The sequence below is a fragment of the Streptococcus oralis genome (assembly GCF_023109195.1).
Taxonomy (GTDB): Bacteria; Bacillota; Bacilli; order Lactobacillales; family Streptococcaceae; genus Streptococcus; species Streptococcus oralis_BV.
Window position 1 is genome coordinate 201725 of record NZ_JALDUB010000001.1, and the last position, 20381, is coordinate 222105.

Consider the following 20381-nt stretch of genomic DNA (forward strand, 5'->3'; position numbering starts at 1 on the left):
TAACATTATTTGTTATAATAAAAGTATGAAAGAAGAACAATTATTAAAACCAGGAGAGCGAATCAATCAGCTCTTTTCGACAGATATCAAAATCATCCAAAATAGAGAGGTGTTTAGCTATTCGGTGGATAGTGTTCTTTTATCACGCTTTCCTCGCTTCCCTAAACGGGGTTTAATTGTGGACTTTTGTGCTGGAAATGGTGCAGTGGGACTTTTTGCTAGTTCACGTACTCAGGCGCGGATAATATCTGTAGAGATTCAGGAGCGCTTGGCGGATATGGCAGAGCGTTCGGTTCAGTTGAATGGCTTGGAAGAGCAGATGCAGGTCATCTGTGATGATTTGAAAAATATGCCTGCCCACATTCAGGGAAGTAAGGTGGATATGATTTTGTGCAATCCGCCTTATTTTAAGGTGGATCCGCATTCTAATCTGAACGAGAGTGAACATTACCTTCTGGCCAGACACGAAATTACGACTAACCTAAAAGAAATTTGCCGTAGTGCTCAGAGTATTCTCAAGTCTAATGGCCGTTTGGCCATGGTTCATCGTCCAGATCGGCTCTTGGATATCTTAGACATGCTTCAACGCCATAATTTGGCACCCAAGCGCCTGCAATTTGTCTATCCTAAACGTGAGAAGGAGGCTAATATGCTCTTAATCGAAGCTATCAAGGATGGATCGACCAGTGGCTTTAAGGTCTTGCCACCACTCATCGTTCACAATGATGATGGTTCTTATACACCAGAAATTCAAGAGATTTACTATGGATCATAAGGCCTATATGTATGTGGTGGAGTGTCGCGACGGTTCTTACTATACGGGCTATACAACGGATGTGAAGAGGCGCCTTGCCGTTCATAATAGTGGTAAGGGAGCCAAGTATACCCGAGCTCGCTTGCCAGTCAAACTCATCTATGTAGAGGGTTTTGCTAGTAAGGAAGAAGCCATGTCTGCCGAATCTCTCCTCAAACGTAAGAAACGTCCACAGAAAGAACGATTTTTATCCGAAAATCAAGAGAAAAATCTAGTCAACCATATTGATATCTAACGAGGAGTCTTTTGACTCCTCTTACTTTTGTCAAAAGAGGAAAAAAGTGCTAAAATAAGATGAATAAATTTAAAGAGGTATTATCATGTCTAAGATTCTAGTATTTGGTCACCAAAATCCAGACTCAGATGCCATCGGGTCATCTGTAGCCTTTGCTTACCTTGCAAAAGAGGCTTATGGATTGGACACAGAAGCTGTAGCACTTGGAACTCCTAATGAAGAAACAGCTTTTGTTTTGAACTATTTTGGTGTAGAAGCACCACGCGTCATCACATCTGCTAAAGCAGAAGGTGCAGAACAAGTCATCTTGACTGACCACAATGAATTCCAACAGTCAGTATCAGATATCGCTGAAGTAGAAGTTTACGGTGTTGTGGACCACCACCGTGTGGCTAACTTTGAAACTGCAAGCCCACTTTACATGCGTTTGGAACCAGTTGGATCAGCTTCATCTATCGTTTACCGCATGTTCAAAGAACATGGTGTGGCAGTTCCTAAAGAAATCGCAGGTTTGATGCTTTCAGGTTTGATTTCAGATACTCTTCTTTTGAAATCACCAACAACTCACCCATCTGATAAAGTCATTGCTCCTGAATTGGCAGAATTAGCTGGTGTCAACTTGGAAGAGTACGGTTTGGCTATGCTGAAAGCTGGTACAAACTTGGCTAGTAAATCTGCTGAAGAATTGATTGACATCGATGCTAAGACATTTGAACTCAACGGAAATAAGGTTCGTGTTGCTCAGGTTAACACAGTTGATATTGCTGAAGTCTTGGAACGCCAAGCAGAAATTGAAGATGCAATGCAAGCGGCTAATGCAGCAAACGGCTACTCTGACTTTGTTTTGATGATTACAGACATCGTCAACTCAAACTCAGAAATCCTTGCTCTTGGTTCAAACATGGACAAGGTCGAAGCAGCTTTCAATTTCAAACTTGAAAACAACCACGCTTTCCTTCCAGGTGCTGTTTCACGTAAGAAACAAGTGGTGCCACAGTTGACTGAAAGCTTTAATGGGTAATTCTTAAGGAATATTTGGAACTGTTAATTTGACTATTCATAGAAGGTGATAGCATGATGCGATTGATTGAAGGACTGCGCTTTTTGGTTGAGGTTGTCGCAATACTTGGTCTTTTCTCCGTGTCTGTGATACAAATTTCTTGGCAGGAAAAATTCCTATTTTTTCTTCTAGCAGTTCTATTAATCTTATTTTGGGCGCGATATATGGCACCAAAATCTCCACATGCTTTTAAAAAATGGCACCGCCTCGTTGCAGAGACATCGATTTTTATTTTGGTTAGTGGTAGTTTTTGGTATTTGTATGGATTGCAAATAGGGATCCTCTACTTAGCCCTGTCTTTTGGAAGTTTGGTGCTACTTTATTATTTTCAGCTAGAGTGATTCTTAGAATATAGTTAATGAATTGTCAAGTGGCAGTTATTTGACTAGAGATTGACACGAGAAAACGATGTTTTCCTTATAGCTAAAGGGGTTTCGGCTCCTTTTTTTCTAGGAGAGAAAGATGTTAGAAAATGGTGATTTGATTTTTGTGAAGGACCTTTCAGATATGGGGCAAGCCATCCAGGCTTCTACGGGGTACTATAGTCATGTAGCCATCTTTTTGGATGGATTGATCTACCATGCTAGTGGGCAAGCAGGTGTTATTTGTCAAGAACCGGCTGAATTTTTTGACCCAACTCATCTCTACGATCTTTATGTATATCCAGAGCTGGAAGCTGACTTGGTAAAGGAAAGAGCAAGCAAACATTTAGGTGCACCCTATAATGCCTCTTTTTATCCAGATGGGTCTGGCTTTTATTGCTCCCAGTATATCGCGGAAATTCTTCCTATTTTTGAGACTATTCCGATGCAATTTGGGGACGGGGAGCAGGAGATTAGTGATTTTTGGAGGGACTATTACAGGAAACTCGAACTTCCTGTGCCTCTGAACCAGCTAGGGACCAATCCCAGTCAACTAGCAGCATCCGATCTATTAGAATGTAAAGAAAGGAATCTTCATGATTCAGATTTTTAATCCTTCTCGTTTGACTCGACAGCCATTTTTTATAGATTTGGTGGACTATCTGGACCAGCATGACGATGTGATTCTACGAGAAATTAAGGCTCAGTTTCCAGATGTGGCAGTTGATAAACTCATGGAAGAGTATATTAAGGCAGGCTTGATCCGAAGGGAAAACAAACGCTATTTTCTCAATCTCCCTTTTTTAGAATCTACGGATGATTTAGCCCTTGACCAAGAAATTTTTATCAGAGAGGACAGTCCAGTCTATCAAGCCTTGCTGAAGAAGACTTTTGAGACAGAATTACGCAATCAAACCAATGCAGCTACCTTAGTTGAAAAGACTGACTTTGGGCGAACAAAAATGACCCTGTCTAACTATTTCTACAAGGTCAAGAATCAATCTCCTTTGACAGAAAAACAGCAGGAACTCTATGCTATTTTAGGGGATGTTAATCCTGAGTACGCCCTCAAGTATATGACGACTTTTTTACTGAAGTTTCTCAAAAAGGACCAGCTCATGCAGAAACGCCGTGATATCTTTGTGGATAGTTTAGTCGTTTTAGGATATGTTGTGCAAAACGAAGAAGGGAAGTATGAGTTGGCTGTTGATTTCGACAAGGAACGGTTGACTTTCTATTTACCTTAATTGCTACATTTTGAGCAGATTGTTTGACTTTGCTAAAGAATAAGCATAAACTGAATGTAAGCGATAACGTTTATCGTATTAAAAGCAAAGGAGACAGAGCTATGTCACTTGAAAATAAATTGGAACAAGCAACTGGTGCTATCAAAGAAGGATTTGGGAAAGTTACTGGTGATAGCAAAACTGAAGCAGAAGGTGCTGTAGAAAAAACAGTTGCCAAAGCAAAAGAAGTTGTAGAAGATGCTAAAGGTGCTGTAGAAGGTGCCGTTGAAGGTCTTAAAAATTCATTTAAAAAAGAAGACTAAAAAAATCAAGGGAATGTTTCCCTTGATTTTTTTTATAGATAACGTTCTGCGATAGCTGCGTCTCCAGGATAGTCTTCTTTCTTTCCTTGGACGATTTGGTAACAATCAGCTCCCTTACCAGCAATAATCACGGCATCGAGTTCTTGATTTGTGATGGCCATGGCCGCCTTGATGGCTTGTTCACGATCGGCAATCTTTTCAACAGGATGACTGATATAGCTACTGATTTCTTCAGCAATGGCCATTGGATCCTCATAGTTTGGATCATCCGCGGTGAGAAAGACTTGAATCTCGGGATGTTGATTGAGGAGGAGGCCAAAGTCTTTGCGGCGACTTTCACCCTTGTTTCCAGTCGAACCGAGAACCAGAGAAATCTTTCCAGTTTGATGAGTTTCTACAACAGAAATCAGTTTTTTCAGACTATCACCATTGTGGGCATAGTCGATGAAGACCTTGGCTCCATTTTTCTGAGTGAGAACTTCCATACGTCCAGGAACGCGGGTTGCAGCGATCCCTTTTTTGATGTCCTCCGGACTGGATCCGAGACGGAGGCAGGCAAGTCCTGCAGCAACTGCATTTTCTTGATTGAAGTGACCGATGAGTTGGATATCATAATCACCAGCGAGTTTACCTGTAGCGGAAAAGCTAAAGGCTTTGGAGTTCTCGATTTGGTTACTTGACTGGCTACCATAGAAGTCATGTTCTTGATCTTCCACTTGTTCTTTCAATACAGAAAAATGGTCCATGTCGCTATTAATGACAACTGCTCGGCTATTTTTCATCAAGAGACGTTTGTGGTAGAAGTAATCTTCAAAGCTTGGATGCTCAATCGGACCGATATGGTCAGGAGTGATGTTAAGAAAGACACCTACATCAAAGGTCAGACCATAGACTCGATGAACAAGATAGGCTTGGCTAGAGACTTCCATTACAAGATGGGTTCTTCCATTCTTAACAGCCTGAGCCATCATGTCGAAAAGATCGATATTTTCAGGTGTTGAGAAGGAAGATTTAAAGAAGGTCTTGCCATCCAGAGTTGTATTCATAGTTGACAAGAGAGCTGTTGGGTAGCGTTGAGATAGGATGTGGTAAGCAAAGTACGCTGCTGTTGTCTTTCCTTTTGTCCCTGTGAAAGCGAGAATTTTGAGTTTCTCTTGTGGATTGCCATAGAATTCCATAGCAATCAAACTCATGGTTTTCTTAATGTCGTTCACGACAATAACAGGAATACCGACCTCGTAGTCCATTTCAGCTACATACCAACCTAACCCCTGCGAGATAGCTGAGAGTAGATATTCTTTTTTAAAGGCAGCACCTTTTGCAAAAAAAAGAGTGCCTTCTTTTACTTTTCTGCTGTCGTAACTGATGCTATCAAAAACAACCTCACTGTAGTTGTAGTGGTAATGTCCTTGATCAATAATCTCGCGAAAAAGGCCATCTTTCTTTAAAATATCTAATACGGTTTCAATCTTAATCATACTTTCTATTATAAACTTCAAGCCCGAATTTTACAAGTAACAAGGAAAAGTTTATAATGGAAGATAAGGAACTTTTCCTAGTTATCAAAATTGAATGAGGAAGCTATGTCTAACGAAAACAATCACCAGCAGGCCCAGATGTTGCGAGGAACTGCTTGGCTAACAGCTAGTAACTTTATTAGTCGCCTCCTTGGTGCTATCTACATTATTCCCTGGTATATCTGGATGGGGACTTATGCCGCTAAGGCCAATGGTCTCTTTACCATGGGCTACAATATTTACGCCTGGTTCTTGCTGATTTCGACAGCGGGTATCCCTGTTGCAGTCGCCAAACAAGTGGCTAAGTACAATACCATGCGAGAAGAAGAGCATAGCTTTGCCTTGATTCGGAGTTTCCTAAGCTTTATGACGGGCTTGGGCTTAGTCTTTGCTTTGGTCTTGTATCTCTTTTCTCCCTGGTTAGCAGATTTGTCAGGTGTGGGGAAAGACCTGATTCCCATCATGCAGAGCTTGGCTTGGGCAGTCTTGATTTTCCCATCTATGAGTGTCATCCGAGGATTCTTCCAAGGGATGAATAACCTGAAACCCTATGCTATGAGTCAAATCGCCGAGCAGGTAATCCGTGTTATCTGGATGTTGATGGCAACCTTCTTCATTATGAAGATGGGTTCTGGTGACTACTTATCAGCCGTTACCCAATCGACCTTTGCAGCCTTTGTGGGGATGGTGGCAAGTTTTGCAGTTTTGATCTACTTTCTTGCCCAAGAAGGTTTGCTCAAAAGAGTTTTTGAAACACGGGATAAAATCAATAGTAAGCGACTCTTAGTCGATACCATAAAGGAAGCCATTCCCTTTATCCTGACAGGATCAGCCATCCAGCTCTTCCAGATTTTAGACCAGATGACCTTTATCAATAGTATGAAGTGGTTTACCAACTATAGCAATGAAGACTTGGTTGTCATGTTTTCTTATTTTTCTGCCAATCCGAATAAAATTACCATGATTTTAATCTCTGTGGGAGTTTCCATTGGGAGTGTTGGCTTGCCGCTGTTGACGGAAAACTATGTAAAAGGCGACTTGCAGGCGGCGGCTCGCCTAGTCCAAGATAGCCTCACCATGCTCTTCTTATTTCTACTGCCGGCAACGGTTGGAGTGGTCATGGTAGGGGAGCCTCTTTATACAGTCTTTTACGGTAAGCCAGATAGTCTGGCCATGGGCTTATTTGTCTTTGCAGTTTTGCAGTCTACTATCCTAGGCTTGTATATGGTCTTGTCTCCCATGCTTCAGGCCATGTTCCGCAACCGCAAGGCAGTTCTTTACTTTATCTATGGTTCCATTGCTAAGATCGTCTTGCAATTGCCAACCATTGCTATTTTCCACAGTTACGGTCCCTTGATTTCAACGACTATCGGCTTGATTATTCCAAATGTCTTGATGTACCGAGACATCTGTCAGGTAACGGGAGCTCGTCGAAAGATTATATTGAAGCGAACCATTTTGATTACCATCTTGACCCTCGTCATGTTTATCCTAGTTGGCTTCTTGCAGTGGATAATCGGTTTTATCTTCCAACCAAGTGGACGTTTCTGGAGTTTCCTTTATGTGGCCCTCATCGGAGGGCTTGGAGGAGGTCTTTATGGTTTGATGAGCCTACGGACACGACTCTTAGACAAGATAATCGGCAAAGCTCAAGCAGACCGACTACGTACACGATTGAAAATATCGTAAAAAGATTTATAAATAAAAGTAATGAATTTAACCTTTCTTTAATAGAAAGGTTTTTATACTACATTTTTCTTAAAAAAAAAGAACTTTTTCTAAAATTAAGAGCAAAAAATATGCTTTTTTAAGTTTTTCTTCAGAAATCACTTGACTAAATAAAACCAAAGCTGTATAATAAGACAAAACTTTTAAACAGGAGGTTCTGGAAATGAAAAAGTCTAAGGCCAAGTATCTGACACTTGCAAGTGTCGTGTTAAGCGCAGGTATCTTACTGAGCGCATGTGGAAATTCAAGTAGCGCTACTAAAACATATAACTATGTTTATTCGAGCGATCCATCTAGTTTGAACTATCTTGCTGAAAACCGTGCAACAACCAATGACATCGTGACCAATTTGGTGGATGGGTTGATGGAAAATGACCAATACGGTAACTATGTTCCATCATTGGCAGAGGATTGGACTGTTTCCCAGGACGGTTTGACCTATACTTACAAATTGCGTAAGGATGCAAAATGGTATACTTATGAGGGTGAAGAATACGCCCCTGTAACGGCCCAAGACTTTGTCACAGGTTTGAAATATGCTGCTGATAAAAAATCTGAAGCCTTGTACCTTGTTCAAGACTCTGTAGCAGGTTTGGATGACTATATCAACGGGAAAACAAGTGACTTTTCAACTGTCGGTGTTAAGGCGATTGACGACCAAACAGTTCAGTATACTTTGACACGTCCAGAACCTTATTGGAATTCTAAAACAACTTCAACCATTCTCTTCCCTGTCAATGCAGATTTCTTAAAATCAAAAGGGGATGACTTTGGTAAGGTAGACCCTTCTAGTATTTTGTACAATGGACCTTTCTTAATGAAATCTTTTGTTTCAAAATCTGTTATCGAATTCAAGAAAAATCCCAACTACTGGGATGAAAAAAATGTCTTTGTGGATGATGTGAAATTGGCCTATTATGATGGTAGTGACCAAGATGCACTAGCACGTAACTTTGTAGAAGGAGTCTATAGCTACGCGCGTCTCTATCCAAATAGCTCAAGCTTTGAAGGAATTAAAGAGAAGAACAAGGATAACATCATCTATAGTATGCAAAATGCAACTTCTTATTACTTGAACTTCAACTTGGACAGAAAATCTTATAACTTCACGTCTAAGTCCTCTGATATCGAAAAGAAATCAACCCAAGAAGCAGTTCTGAATAAAAACTTCCGTCAAGCCTTCAACTATGCTTATAACCGTACAGCCTATGGAGCACAATCTCAAGGGGAGGACGGAGCAACAAAGATTATTCGTAACTTGGTTGTACCTCCAACATTTGTAAGTATCAACGGAAAAGACTTTGGCGATGTTGTTTCAGAAAAGATGGTCAACTATGGCCAAGAATGGCAAGGAATCAACTTTGCAGATGCACAAGATCCATACTACAATCCTGACAAGGCTAAAGCTAAATTTGCAGAAGCCAAGAAAGAATTGGAAGCTAAGGGTGTGCAATTTCCAATCCACTTGGATGTAACAGTTGACCAATCAGCTAAAAAAGGTGTACTTGAAGCAAGTTCTTTGAAACAATCCATCGAATCTGTTCTAGGAGCTGAGAATGTGGTTATCGATATCCAACAGCTATCAACAGATGACTTTGACAACTCTAGCTACCTCGCTCAAACCGCAGCTCAAAAAGACTTTGATATCTATAATGGCGGTTGGAGTGCTGACTACTTGGATCCATCAAGCTATCTTGATATCTTAAATGTCAATAACGGCGGTATGTTGCAAAATATTGGTCTAGAACCAGGTGAGGTCAATGACAAGGCTAAGGCAGTTGGTCTGGATACTTACACTCAAATGTTAGAAGAAGCGAACAAGGAGCAAGATCCAGCAAAACGTTATGAAAAATATGCTGAAATTCAAGCTTGGCTCGTTGATAGCGCCCTTGCAATTCCAAACGTTTCTCAGGGTGGAACACCGACCTTGAGAAAGACAGTTCCATTCTCATCACCATTCTCACAAGCTGGAAATAAGGGTGTCGAATCATACAAGTATCTCAAGTTACAAGATAAGACTGTAACGGCTGATGAGTATGAAAAAGCGAAAGAAAAATGGCTGAAAGAAAAAGAAGAATCAAATAAAAAAGCCCAAGAAGAACTGGCAAAACACGTTAAATAACCAGTCTATTCAACAGGAAAAACGATAGTTTCTCAAGGAACTATCGTTTTTATATAGTTTGAAACTATAACTAGCTCTTGAAAACAAGAAAATGAGTTAGTGAAAATAAGTGGTACAATAGTTACTATAGATTTGGAGGTATTGTATGAGCAAAGAACTACACATCAACACAATTTTGGCCCAGGCGGGAATCAAGTCAGATAAGGCAACAGGTGCCTTGGTGACGCCACTTCATTTTTCAACAACTTATCAGCATCCAGAGTTCGGTCAGTCTACGGGATTTGACTATACTCGTACTAAAAATCCAACTCGGAGTAAGGCGGAGGAAGTCTTGGCTGCGATTGAATCAGCAGACTATGCCCTTGCGACGAGTTCAGGTATGGCTGCGATTGTACTGGCCTTTAGTGTTTTTCCAGTAGGAAGTAAAGTCTTGGCTGTGCGCGATCTGTATGGAGGTTCTTTCCGTTGGTTCAACCAAGTCGAGCAAGAAGGCCGGTTCCATTTTACCTATGCCAATACAGAAGAAGAGCTAATTGCTGAGTTAGAAAAGGATGTGGATGTTCTCTATATCGAAACACCAACCAATCCCTTGATGTTGGAATTTGATATTGCCAAACTAGCCAAACTAGGACATGCCAAGGGTGCCAGGGTAGTGGTGGACAATACCTTCTACAGCCCAATTTACCAACGACCGATTGAAGATGGTGCGGATATCGTTCTTCATTCTGCTACCAAGTATCTAGCAGGGCACAATGATGTTTTAGCTGGGGTGGTTGTGACTAATAGTTTAGAACTATATGAGCAACTTTTCTACAATTTGAATACGACTGGTGCGGTCTTGTCACCATTTGATAGTTATCAGTTGATTCGTGGTCTCAAAACTCTACCTCTTCGTATGGAACGTTCGACAGCCAATGCCCAAGAAGTGGTTGCTTTTTTGAAGGATTCACCTGCTGTTAAGGAAGTGCTCTATACAGGACGTGGGGGGATGATTTCCTTTAAAGTAGTGGATGAAAAACGTATTCCTCATATTTTAAATAGCCTCAAGGTCTTCTCTTTTGCTGAGAGTTTAGGTGGGGTGGAAAGCCTGATCACCTATCCGACGACTCAAACCCATGCGGATATTCCAGCAGAAGTGCGTCATTCCTATGGCTTAACAGATGACCTCTTGCGCTTGTCAATTGGGATTGAGGATGCCAGAGATTTGATTGCGGACTTGCGACAAGCTTTGGAAGGATAAGATAGATATGGGAAAATATGATTTTACAAGCCTGCCCAATCGTTTTGGGCATCATACCTATAAATGGAAAGAAGCGGAAGCTGATCGAGAAGTTCTACCAGCTTGGATAGCAGATATGGACTTTGTGGTTTTGCCTGAAGTTCGACAAGCTGTACAAGCCTACGCAGATCAGTTGGTCTATGGCTATACCTATGCCAGTGATGCTTTGATTGAGTCGGTTCAGGACTGGGAAGCCACACAACATGGCTATCACTTTGATAAGGATGCCCTCGTCTTTATCGAGGGTGTGGTACCAGCTATTTCAACAGCCATTCAAGCCTTTACAAAAGAAGGAGAGGCTGTTCTGATTAACACACCGGTCTATCCACCTTTTGCTCGCAGTGTCAAACTGAACAATCGCAGATTAATTACCAACTCTTTGGTGGAAAAGGATGGGCTGTTTGAGATTGACTTTGACCAGCTGGAGAAGGAATTGGTGGAAGAGGATGTGAAGCTTTATATCCTTTGCAATCCCCACAATCCTGGTGGACGTGTTTGGGAAAAGGAAGTGTTAGAAAAGATTGGGCATCTCTGCCAAAAACATGGTGTTTTGTTGGTTTCAGATGAGATTCACCAAGATTTGGCCCTCTTTGGTCACAAACACCAGTCTTTTAACACTATTGATCCCGCCTTTAAAGACTTTGCCCTTATCTTGAGTAGTGCCACTAAGACCTTTAATATTGCTGGGACCAAGAATTCCTATGCAGTTATTGAAAATCCCAAGCTTCGTGTTGCTTTCCAAAAACGCCAGTTGGCCAATAACCAGCATGAAATCTCAGGCTTGGGTTATTTGGCGACAGAAGCTGCCTACCGTTATGGTAAGGACTGGTTAGGAGAGTTAAAGGAAGTCATCGAGGATCACATTAACTATGTAGTGGATGTTTTGGGCAACGAAACCAAGATTAAGGTCATGAAACCGCAAGGTACCTACTTGATCTGGCTTGATTTTTCAGCCTATGACCTAACGGATGACCGCTTGCAAGAGCTTTTGAAGAATGAAGCCAAGGTTATCTTGAACCGAGGTTTGGACTTTGGAGAGGAGGGAACTCTTCATGCCCGCCTCAATGTGGCTATGCCGAAGTCAGTACTGGAAGAGGTTTGCCAACGCATCGTGACCACTTTTGCTACACTTTAAAAATCCAGCCTTCTAGGAGAAAAGTCTTCCTAGAAGGCTATTTTCATAGGGGAAAATGTGGTATAATGAAAAGATAAGATAAAGGGGTAACTATGGCTAAATTGATTCCGGGGAAGTTGCGCATGGAGGGTGTTACACTCTATGAAACAGGCGACATTGAGATTATCAAGGAAAAAGGGAATCGCCTCTATACTCGTGTGGCGGGAGAAGACTTGCGCTACAGTTTAGAGGATGATCTGGTTTTTTGTGCTTGCGATTTTTTCCAAAAAAGAGGTTACTGTGTTCACCTCGCAGCGCTCGAGCATTATCTGAAAAATGATGAAGAAGGCCAGGTGATTTTACAAGCCTTAGAAAAAGGACATGAAGAGCAAGAAGAGGTCGAAACCAAGGTTAGTTTTGGCGGTAGTTTTTTGGAGCGTATCCAACCTCAGAAGAAAGAGAAAATCTACACTTTGTCGGCTCAAGGTCAGGTGGAAGCTGGGACCAATCGCCTCCTTTGGACTCTCCGAATCGGTTTAGTTGATAGTCAAAAATATTATGTCATTCGTGACATCCCTCTCTTTTTGAAGGTCTTGGTCCATCGAAAGCCATATATGATTGGGAAACACTATGAAAACGACTTGTCTTGGGATGCTTTTGATACAGCTAGTCAAGAAGTTCTTACTTTTTTATGTGGCTTGATTGAGGAGGGACTGAGTCAAGAGCTCTTTTTCCCCAATCAAGGTCGTCACCTCTTTTTCCCTCTGAGTTTTTTTGAGCAGGGAGTGGAGTTGCTGATGAACTTGGAAGATTTTCATTTTGAGCACCAGATTACTAGTTATGAAAATCTTCTCTTTCATGATTTAGATCCAGAAGCAAACCTTTTCTCTTTTGCCGTGCAGGAGTTTCCCGATTATTTTGAGATGGAGATTTCTGAAAGTGAGCGAGTTAACATATTCTATGGGGGAGCGGTTCTCTTTCGTAAGGGGAATCTTTATCTCTTAAACCCTAAACAAATCAGCCTCCTAAAGGAAATCAAGGAGCTTCCTCAGGAGGAGAGAGGGAGAAAATGCCTCCAGTTTGACAACAGTGATCGTGATCGCCTAGCCACCTGTTTGCCTTTGTTTGGACAGCTGGGCACAGTTTCTGCTCCTGAGCGCTTGCAAATCAGACCCTTTTCACCAATCTTTTACTTTGATAGGGAGGATGACGGCCTCATCCGTTTGAATATCCAGTTTGACTATGGAGATGTTAAGGTGACTAGTCGCCAACAGCTGGAACAATTACCATTTTCAAGCGATGCCGTCTTGGAAAACCAACTATTTCAAGTCTGTTTAGGGGCTGGTTTTGAGGCTGATTTTCAGTCTTGGAGACAGGCTTTGAAGCCAGAGGCAGTTTATTCTTTCTTTCACCATACGATTCCAGCTTTTGAGAAATTGGGCCAAGTCTCCTTATCTGATGAGATGAATCAGCTCTACAGCGTCCAAGCTCCTCAGGTTCAGATTGAGTCCAAGGGAGGATTATTGGAAATCCAATTTGATTTCCAAGGGATTGCCCAGGAAGAGATTGATCAAGCTCTCAAAGCACTGAGTAGCAATCAGGATTTCTATATCAGTTCTTCTGACCAAGTATACTTTTTTGATGAGGAAACCAAGCAGATCCGTCAGAATTTGCAGGAACTGGGGGTTGAGCTAAAAGATGGTTCTTTCAAAGCGCGAAAATCTCTGGCTTATAGCCTTTCTCAGCTTTTTGAAGGTCGAGATCGGATCTCCTTCTCGGAAGAATTTCAGCATTTAGCTCATGATTTGACCCATCCAGAGGATTTTCCTTTGGGAGATATACGGGTGCAGACGAGTTTGAGAGACTATCAGGAAAAGGGAGTCCGTTGGCTCCAGATGCTTCACCACTATGGCTTTGGTGGCATCCTAGCCGATGATATGGGACTGGGAAAAACACTGCAAACTATTGCTTTTTTGACTAGTCAGGTGACCGAAGATAGTCGAGTCTTAATTTTAGCGCCGTCAGGTTTGATCTACAATTGGGCAGATGAATTCAGGAAATTTGCCCCACAGTTGGATTTGGCTGTCGTTCATGGTTTGAAAGCGAATCGAGAAGCAATTCTTTCTGAAAATCACCAAATCTATGTGACTAGCTATGCCACCTTTCGTCAAGACAGCGAGCTTTATCAAGAGATGGCTTTTGATTTTCTCTTCTTAGATGAGGCCCAGGTCATGAAAAATGCTCAGACCAAGATTGCTCAGAGTTTGCGCCAGTTTGTGGTGCCAGCAGTCTTTGCTTTGTCAGGTACGCCCATTGAAAACCATTTAGGAGAGTTGTGGTCTATCTTTCAAATTGTGCTTCCGGGGCTCTTGCCAAGTAAAAAGGAGTTTATGAAATTACCGGCTGAGCGAGTCGCGCAGTTTATCAAACCCTTCGTCATGAGGCGTAAGAAAGAAGAAGTTCTTACAGAACTGCCTGATCTGATCGAAGTCGTCTATAAAAATGAACTGGAAGACCAACAGAAGGCTATCTATCTAGCCCAGTTGCAACAGATGCGAGACCGCCTAGCGCAAGTGACCGATCAAGAATTCCAGAGAAGTCGGGTAGAAATCTTATCTGGACTCATGCGATTGCGCCAGATCTGCGATACGCCAGCTCTCTTCATGGACGATTACCAAGGAGCTAGTGGTAAATTGGATAGTCTTCGAGATTTATTGCTACAAGTGGCTGATGGTGGACATCGGGTCTTGATTTTCTCCCAGTTCAAAGGAATGTTGGAAAAAATCGAGAAAGAACTCCCAGACTTGGGCTTGACTTCCTTTAAAATCACAGGTTCAACTCCTGCTCATGACAGACAGGAGATGACCAAGGCCTTTAACCAAGGGGAGAGAGACGCCTTTCTCATCTCCCTTAAGGCGGGTGGTGTTGGTCTCAATCTAACGGGAGCTGATACGGTTATTTTGGTTGACCTCTGGTGGAATCCTGCGGTTGAAGCCCAGGCTATCGGACGTGCTCATCGTATGGGACAGGAGCAGAAGGTCGAGGTCTATCGCTTGATTACGAAAGGAACCATTGAAGAAAAAATTCAAGAACTTCAAGAACAAAAGAAACATTTGGTTTCCCAAGTTTTAGATGGTACGGAGTCGCGTGCGAGTCTCAGTCTGGCAGAAATTCGTGAAATTTTGGGAATTTCTGAAGCCAGCACTTGAAAAATCAAGACAATACGCTATAATGAAGTGTTGAAAGGAAATACAAAATGAAACAAGATCGATTTCCATTGGTGTCAGATGATGAGATCATGCTGACCAAAATGCCAGTCATGGACTTGTACGATGAGTCAGACTTTATTAGCAATATCAAAGGTGATTACCGCGATAAAAACTATTTGGAATGGTCTCCTATCAATGAGGAAGAAACTGTAGTTTCTCCAGTGGTTAATAAGGAGTCAAAGCCAAGTCCAGAACCTAAAAAAGTTGAAAAGACTTATGCAGAGTTGGCTCGAGAAGAGGCGCGTGCGGACTTGAAGAAGAAACGTTCAGCCAAGTATTTGACTCAGGATGTTAGTCATACCAGACGACACAATGGTTCAACACTTGTTCGTCAAGGAAACCAACCAACAGCACCATTTCAAAAGGAAAATCCAGGTGAGTTTGCCAAATTTAGTAAAAACTTGAGCCAGTCTCACTATATCTTAGCTGAGGAGGTTGGCCAAGTGGCGAATCCAACTCCGAAAAACCAAACGGAAAAAGCTAAAAAGAACAACTACGATTTTCTAAAGAAGAGTCAAATCTATAATAAAAAGAATAAGCAAACAGAACAGGAACGTCAGGTTGCCCAAGAGTTGAATCTGACAAGAATTACTGAGTAGGGGGGAAAAGCATGTCAAAAACATATCATTTTATTGGAATCAAGGGATCAGGGATGAGTGCCCTAGCCTTGATGTTGCACCAAATGGGACACAAGGTTCAAGGTTCAGACGTTGAAAAATATTACTTTACTCAACGTGGACTAGAGCAGGCAGGGATTGCGATTCTTCCTTTTGATGAAAAGAACCTACAAGGTGATGTGGAGATTATCGCGGGGAATGCCTTTCGTCCAGACAACAATGTTGAAATCGCCTATGCGGATCAAAATGGTATCAGCTACAAACGTTACCATGAATTCCTAGGTAGCTTTATGCGCGACTTTGTCAGCATGGGAGTGGCAGGAGCTCATGGAAAAACTTCAACAACAGGTATGCTGTCACACGTCTTGTCTCACATCACAGATACCAGCTTCTTGATTGGTGACGGGACAGGTCGTGGTTCAGCTAACGCTAAATATTTTGTCTTTGAGTCAGACGAATATGAGCGCCATTTCATGCCTTACCACCCAGAATACTCTATCATCACCAACATTGACTTTGACCATCCAGACTACTTTACAAGTCTAGAGGATGTTTTCAATGCCTTTAACGACTATGCCAAACAAATTAGTAAAGGTTTGTTTGTTTACGGTGAGGATGCTGAGTTGCGTAAGATCACAGCCAATGCGCCAATCTATTACTATGGCTTTGAAGCTGAGGACAATGACTTTGTAGCTAGTGATCTCCTTCGTTCTACGACTGGTTCGACCTTCACCGTTCATTTCCGTGGTCAAGAATTGGGTCAATTCCACATTCCAACCTTTGGTCGTCACAATATCATGAATGCGACTGCTGTTATTGGTCTTCTTTACACAGCTGGATTTGACTTGAACTTGGTCCGTGAACACTTGAAAACATTTGCAGGTGTTAAGCGTCGTTTCACTGAAAAAATAGTCAATGATACAGTGATTATTGATGACTTTGCCCACCATCCAACAGAAATCATTGCAACCTTGGATGCGGCTCGTCAGAAATATCCAAGCAAGGAAATCGTGGCAATCTTCCAACCGCATACCTTTACAAGAACCATTGCCTTGTTGGACGAATTTGCCCATGCTTTGAATCAAGCAGACGCCGTCTACCTAGCGCAAATCTATGGATCAGCTCGTGAGGTGGACCATGGTGATGTCAAAGTAGAAGACTTAGCCAATAAAATCAACAAGAAACACCAGGTTATCACTGTTGAAAATGTTTCTCCACTCCTAGACCATGACAATGCTGTTTACGTCTTTATGGGTGCAGGAGACATCCAAACCTATGAATATTCATTTGAACGTCTCTTGTCTAACTTGACAAGCAACGTCCAATAAGGAAAACAGATGGAAATTCCAATCACTATAAGGCAAGCTACCTTATCAGATTTAGAAGAAATGTTGGCGATTGAAGAAGCCAATCCTTCATCAGAAGAGTCACTTAGCCGCCAATCTTTAGAAGAGAGTATCCGCAAGACTGCGGGTACCTTTCTTGTAGCTGGGGATGAAAATCAGCTCGTGGGCTATGTTTTGGGAGAAGCTCAGTCTATTCATCCCAAATGGATAGAAGTAAAATCCTTGACTATTCATCCTGACCATTGGGGACAGGGGCTGGGAACTCTTCTTCTTGCAGCCTTGAAACAGGTGACAGTCGAACTAGATTATCAAGGTATTCTTTTGCAGAGTCCTGATGAACTACTATCATATTTTGAAATGAATGGCTTTGTTGAAGAAGAAGTGACCGAGAGTCATTATGGCAGTGGCTCTGAATGGTATCTGATTTGGGGAAATCCCTTTTATCAGGAGGAAATATGAAAATCAGACAAGCAAGATTTTCGGATTTAGATCGGATTATAGAGATAGAGCTAGAGAATTTTTCCCTTGAGGAAGCCATTCCTCGTTCGGTCTTTGAGGCCCATTTGCGGGAAATTCAGACCAGTTTTCTGGTAGCTGAAAAAGAGGGGCGTATTCTTGGTTATATCGAAGGTCCAGTCGTTCCGCACCGCCATCTACATGATCAGTCATTTACAGAAGAAATAAAAGACTATAGCCATCAACCTGGAGGTTATATTTCTGTGACTTGCCTATCTATTGCCAAGGAAGCACAAGCTTTGGGAGTGGGGAAAAGACTATTAAGGGCTTTGAAAGAAGTCGCTTTAGAACATGAGCGAGAGGGCATTAATCTGACATGTCATGATTACCTTATCGCCTATTATGAAAAGCACGGCTTTGTTAATGAAGGAATATCCCAGTCAAACTTTGCTGGGGAAACATGGTATGATATGGTCTGGCAGCCTGAAAATCAATAAAACTAGCTAGGGAATGCCCTAGTTGGTTGCTTTTCTACGACTTTTAAGATATAATATTATGGATTGTCAACAAGGAGGTAATGCTTTTGACTGAAAAATCAAGAGAAGAAGAAAAATTAAGCTTTAAAGAGCAGATTCTACGTGATTTAGAAAGAGTAAAAGAACAAGATAGAAGAGAGAAAGAAGTAGAGATTCCAAATCTGACGGCTTCTTCATCTCAAGCTAGTTCCGCAACTCCTTCAGATCTTGAACCAGAAACATCAACAGAAGAGTTGATGGCTGATTCCCTGTCTGTTGTCGATAAAATTCTAAAGAATGCACCAAGTGTTCCTCCACTTTCAAGTGCTAGAACTGATGAAACGGATGGACAAGAAGAGAAAGAGATTAGACAGCCAATCATTGACAAAATTGAAGTTGTAGAATCTGAAGAACCTCTAGTAGAGCCGATTCATATGGCTGAAGAACCTGTAGTGGAACCTGTTCAACCTAAGGTAGAACCAGTTGAGCTTAAATCTGAAGAAAAAGAATTTAACGATACTCCAACAAAGGTTGCCGTAACCTATAAAACAGAAGACAAGAAAGAGGAAATCACTCCAGGAATGCCTGAAAGAGTTGAGCCTGTTTCTACAGAATCTAGCAGTGGATTAGCTGATGCTCCACGTCGTAGTCGTCGTCAAGGTGCAACATCAACTAAGAAAAAGAAAAAATCAAAAGCTAAAGGTTTCCTAGTAACAGTTCTAGTTCTCCTAGCACTCGTTGCAGTTGGTGGTTACTTTGGTTATGGTTACGTTCAAGATTCCTTGAAACCTGTTGATGCGAGCTCTAAGGACTATGTAACGGTTCAAATCCCAGACGGAGCAAACGTTCAAGAAATTGGAAGCACCTTGGAAAAATCTGGTCTGGTTAAACATGGACTTATCTTTAGCCTTTATGCTAAATACTATAGCCATGCCAACTTGAAGTCAGGTTATTATAACTTGAAGAAGAGTATGAGTACGGATGAGTTGATTCAAGAATTGCAAAAAGGTGGGACTCCTGAAGCTCAGGCACCTGTTCTTTCAAACTTGACCATTCCAGAAGGCTATACATTAGAGCAAATCGCTCAAACAGTAGGACAACTTCAAGGTGAATTTAAAGAACCTCTTACTGCGGATGCTTTCTTGGCAAAAGCTCAAGATGAGACCTTTATCTCACAATTAGTAGCCAAGTATCCAAACCTACTTGGAAGTCTTCCAACAAAAGACAGCGGCGTTCGTTATCGTCTTGAAGGCTACCTTTTCCCAGCAACCTATACGATCAAAGATAGCACAACTGTTGAAAGTTTGATTGATGAGATGGTGGCTGCTATGGATAAGGCTATGTCACCATATTACGCTACGATCAAAGAAAAGAATCTGACAGTTAATGAATTGCTCAGCATTGCTTCTCTTGTCGAAAAAGAAGGTGCTAAGACGGAAGATCGCAAGAAAATCGCAGGTGTCTTCTATAACCGCTTGAATGCCGGTATGCCACTTCAAAGTAATATCGCTATCCTATATGCTCAAGGAAAACTTGGTCAAAAGATTAGTTTAGCAGATGACGCTGGAATTGATACAACGATTGATTCACCATACAATGTTTACACACACCTTGGCCTCATGCCTGGACCGGTTGATAGCCCAAGTTCGGATGCGATTGAAGCAAGTGTAAACCAGACAAAGAGTGAGTACTTGTACTTTGTAGCCAATGTTGAAGACGGTAAAGTATACTTTGCGACAACAAAAGAAGAACATGATCAAAACGTTGCAGAGCATATCAATAGCAAGTTACCTCAAGCAAGTAGTTCAAACTAAAATTATGTGGTTTTCCACATAATTTTGTTTTAAAAAAGTAAATAGAAAAGAAAGTTAAAAAAATGGCAGAAAAAACTTACCCAATGACCCTTGAAGAAAAGGAAAAACTAGAAAAAGAATTAGAGGAGTTGAAACTCGTTCGACGTCCCGAAGTCGTAGAGCGTATCAAGATTGCTCGCTCCTATGGAGACCTTTCAGAAAATAGTGAGTATGAAGCAGCGAAAGATGAACAAGCTTTTGTTGAAGGACAAATTTCAAGTCTAGAAACAAAAATTCGTTATGCTGAAATTGTTAATAGCGATGCAGTTGCCCAAGATGAGGTAGCAATCGGTAAAACAGTAACAATCCAAGAAGTCGGTGAAGACGAAGAAGAGGTCTACATCATTGTTGGTTCTGCAGGTGCAGATGCTTTTGCTGGTAAAGTCTCAAATGAAAGTCCGATTGGCCGTGCTTTGATTGGCAAGAAGACTGGCGATACTGCAACGATTGAAACACCAGTTGGTAGCTATGATGTCAAAATCTTAAAGGTTGAAAAAACAGCTTAAATAGAATGAAAAAGGAGTAGTGAAGGTTTTGCCTTGCTC

General features: G+C 41.6%; 19 protein-coding genes. 18 read left to right on the forward strand and 1 reads right to left on the reverse strand.

The window, feature by feature from the left end; genetic code table 11:
• Positions 1 to 25: 25 nt before the first annotated feature.
• The 7 genes from M1F65_RS00995 to M1F65_RS01025 all read left to right on the forward strand — a co-directional run bounded on the left by M1F65_RS00995 (position 26) and on the right by M1F65_RS01025 (position 4020).
• On the forward strand, positions 26 to 775 hold the full coding sequence (locus M1F65_RS00995; protein ID WP_000657018.1) for a tRNA1(Val) (adenine(37)-N6)-methyltransferase: 750 nt from the start codon (positions 26 to 28) through the stop codon (positions 773 to 775).
• Positions 765 to 1049 carry a GIY-YIG nuclease family protein gene (locus M1F65_RS01000; protein ID WP_070696307.1) on the forward strand — a complete coding sequence of 95 codons (285 nt, stop codon included), beginning with the start codon at positions 765 to 767 and terminating at the stop codon, positions 1047 to 1049. Before M1F65_RS00995 ends, M1F65_RS01000 begins: the two co-directional genes overlap by 11 nt.
• An 85-nt stretch (positions 1050 to 1134) precedes the next feature.
• Positions 1135 to 2070 carry a manganese-dependent inorganic pyrophosphatase gene (locus M1F65_RS01005; protein ID WP_247925301.1) on the forward strand — a complete coding sequence of 312 codons (936 nt, stop codon included), beginning with the start codon at positions 1135 to 1137 and terminating at the stop codon, positions 2068 to 2070.
• Positions 2071 to 2123: 53 nt separating this feature from the next.
• Positions 2124 to 2450: a DUF2568 domain-containing protein gene (locus M1F65_RS01010; RefSeq protein ID WP_042769125.1), complete on the forward strand. Its 327-nt coding sequence runs from the start codon at positions 2124 to 2126 to the stop codon at positions 2448 to 2450.
• Positions 2451 to 2571: 121 nt separating this feature from the next.
• Positions 2572 to 3084 carry a YiiX/YebB-like N1pC/P60 family cysteine hydrolase gene (locus tag M1F65_RS01015; RefSeq protein ID WP_247925302.1) on the forward strand — a complete coding sequence of 171 codons (513 nt, stop codon included), beginning with the start codon at positions 2572 to 2574 and terminating at the stop codon, positions 3082 to 3084.
• Positions 3068 to 3718 (forward strand): DUF1803 domain-containing protein, encoded by a 651-nt coding sequence (locus tag M1F65_RS01020; protein ID WP_247925303.1) that lies wholly within the window; start codon positions 3068 to 3070, stop codon positions 3716 to 3718. Before M1F65_RS01015 ends, M1F65_RS01020 begins: the two co-directional genes overlap by 17 nt.
• Positions 3719 to 3819: 101 nt before the next feature.
• Complete coding sequence (locus tag M1F65_RS01025; protein ID WP_000051185.1) at positions 3820 to 4020, forward strand: CsbD family protein; 201 nt, start codon at positions 3820 to 3822, stop codon at positions 4018 to 4020.
• A 32-nt stretch (positions 4021 to 4052) separates the two neighbouring features.
• Here the strand turns inward: M1F65_RS01025 and M1F65_RS01030 are convergent, their stop codons facing one another.
• The gene (locus M1F65_RS01030; protein ID WP_247925304.1) at positions 4053 to 5498 is read right to left on the reverse strand and encodes a UDP-N-acetylmuramoyl-L-alanyl-D-glutamate--L-lysine ligase; all 1446 of its coding nucleotides are present in this window, start codon (positions 5496 to 5498) and stop codon (positions 4053 to 4055) included.
• A 105-nt stretch (positions 5499 to 5603) separates the two neighbouring features.
• Here M1F65_RS01030 and M1F65_RS01035 point away from each other — a divergent pair, with 105 nt between their 5' ends.
• The 11 genes from M1F65_RS01035 to greA all read left to right on the forward strand — a co-directional run bounded on the left by M1F65_RS01035 (position 5604) and on the right by greA (position 20342).
• The gene (locus tag M1F65_RS01035; RefSeq protein WP_247925305.1) at positions 5604 to 7226 is read left to right on the forward strand and encodes a putative polysaccharide biosynthesis protein; all 1623 of its coding nucleotides are present in this window, start codon (positions 5604 to 5606) and stop codon (positions 7224 to 7226) included.
• A gap of 202 nt (positions 7227 to 7428) precedes the next feature.
• On the forward strand, positions 7429 to 9387 hold the full coding sequence (locus M1F65_RS01040; protein ID WP_070800029.1) for a peptide ABC transporter substrate-binding protein: 1959 nt from the start codon (positions 7429 to 7431) through the stop codon (positions 9385 to 9387).
• Positions 9388 to 9532: 145 nt separating this feature from the next.
• A complete protein-coding gene (locus M1F65_RS01045; protein ID WP_049484868.1) occupies positions 9533 to 10627 on the forward strand; it encodes a cystathionine gamma-synthase in 1095 nt (364 codons plus the stop codon).
• 7 nt (positions 10628 to 10634) lie between these two features.
• Positions 10635 to 11801: a MalY/PatB family protein gene (locus tag M1F65_RS01050; RefSeq protein ID WP_247925306.1), complete on the forward strand. Its 1167-nt coding sequence runs from the start codon at positions 10635 to 10637 to the stop codon at positions 11799 to 11801.
• Between the two features lie 92 nt (positions 11802 to 11893).
• Positions 11894 to 14989, forward strand: a complete 3096-nt coding sequence (locus M1F65_RS01055) for a pilus expression-regulating Snf2 family helicase (protein WP_042902067.1) — start codon at positions 11894 to 11896, stop codon at positions 14987 to 14989.
• Positions 14990 to 15036: 47 nt separating this feature from the next.
• Complete coding sequence (gene zapJ, locus M1F65_RS01060) at positions 15037 to 15648, forward strand: divisome accessory protein ZapJ (RefSeq protein ID WP_061420608.1); 612 nt, start codon at positions 15037 to 15039, stop codon at positions 15646 to 15648.
• An 11-nt stretch (positions 15649 to 15659) separates the two neighbouring features.
• Complete coding sequence (gene murC, locus M1F65_RS01065) at positions 15660 to 16994, forward strand: UDP-N-acetylmuramate--L-alanine ligase (protein WP_049478909.1); 1335 nt, start codon at positions 15660 to 15662, stop codon at positions 16992 to 16994.
• Positions 16995 to 17003: 9 nt separating this feature from the next.
• Positions 17004 to 17471 carry a GNAT family N-acetyltransferase gene (locus M1F65_RS01070; RefSeq protein WP_042902070.1) on the forward strand — a complete coding sequence of 156 codons (468 nt, stop codon included), beginning with the start codon at positions 17004 to 17006 and terminating at the stop codon, positions 17469 to 17471.
• Complete coding sequence (locus M1F65_RS01075) at positions 17468 to 17965, forward strand: GNAT family N-acetyltransferase (RefSeq protein WP_247925307.1); 498 nt, start codon at positions 17468 to 17470, stop codon at positions 17963 to 17965. Before M1F65_RS01070 ends, M1F65_RS01075 begins: the two co-directional genes overlap by 4 nt.
• Positions 17966 to 18045: 80 nt before the next feature.
• Complete coding sequence (gene mltG, locus M1F65_RS01080; RefSeq protein ID WP_247925308.1) at positions 18046 to 19797, forward strand: endolytic transglycosylase MltG; 1752 nt, start codon at positions 18046 to 18048, stop codon at positions 19795 to 19797.
• 62 nt (positions 19798 to 19859) lie between these two features.
• Positions 19860 to 20342 carry a transcription elongation factor GreA gene (greA, locus tag M1F65_RS01085; protein ID WP_000818765.1) on the forward strand — a complete coding sequence of 161 codons (483 nt, stop codon included), beginning with the start codon at positions 19860 to 19862 and terminating at the stop codon, positions 20340 to 20342.
• Positions 20343 to 20381: the final 39 nt, after the last annotated feature.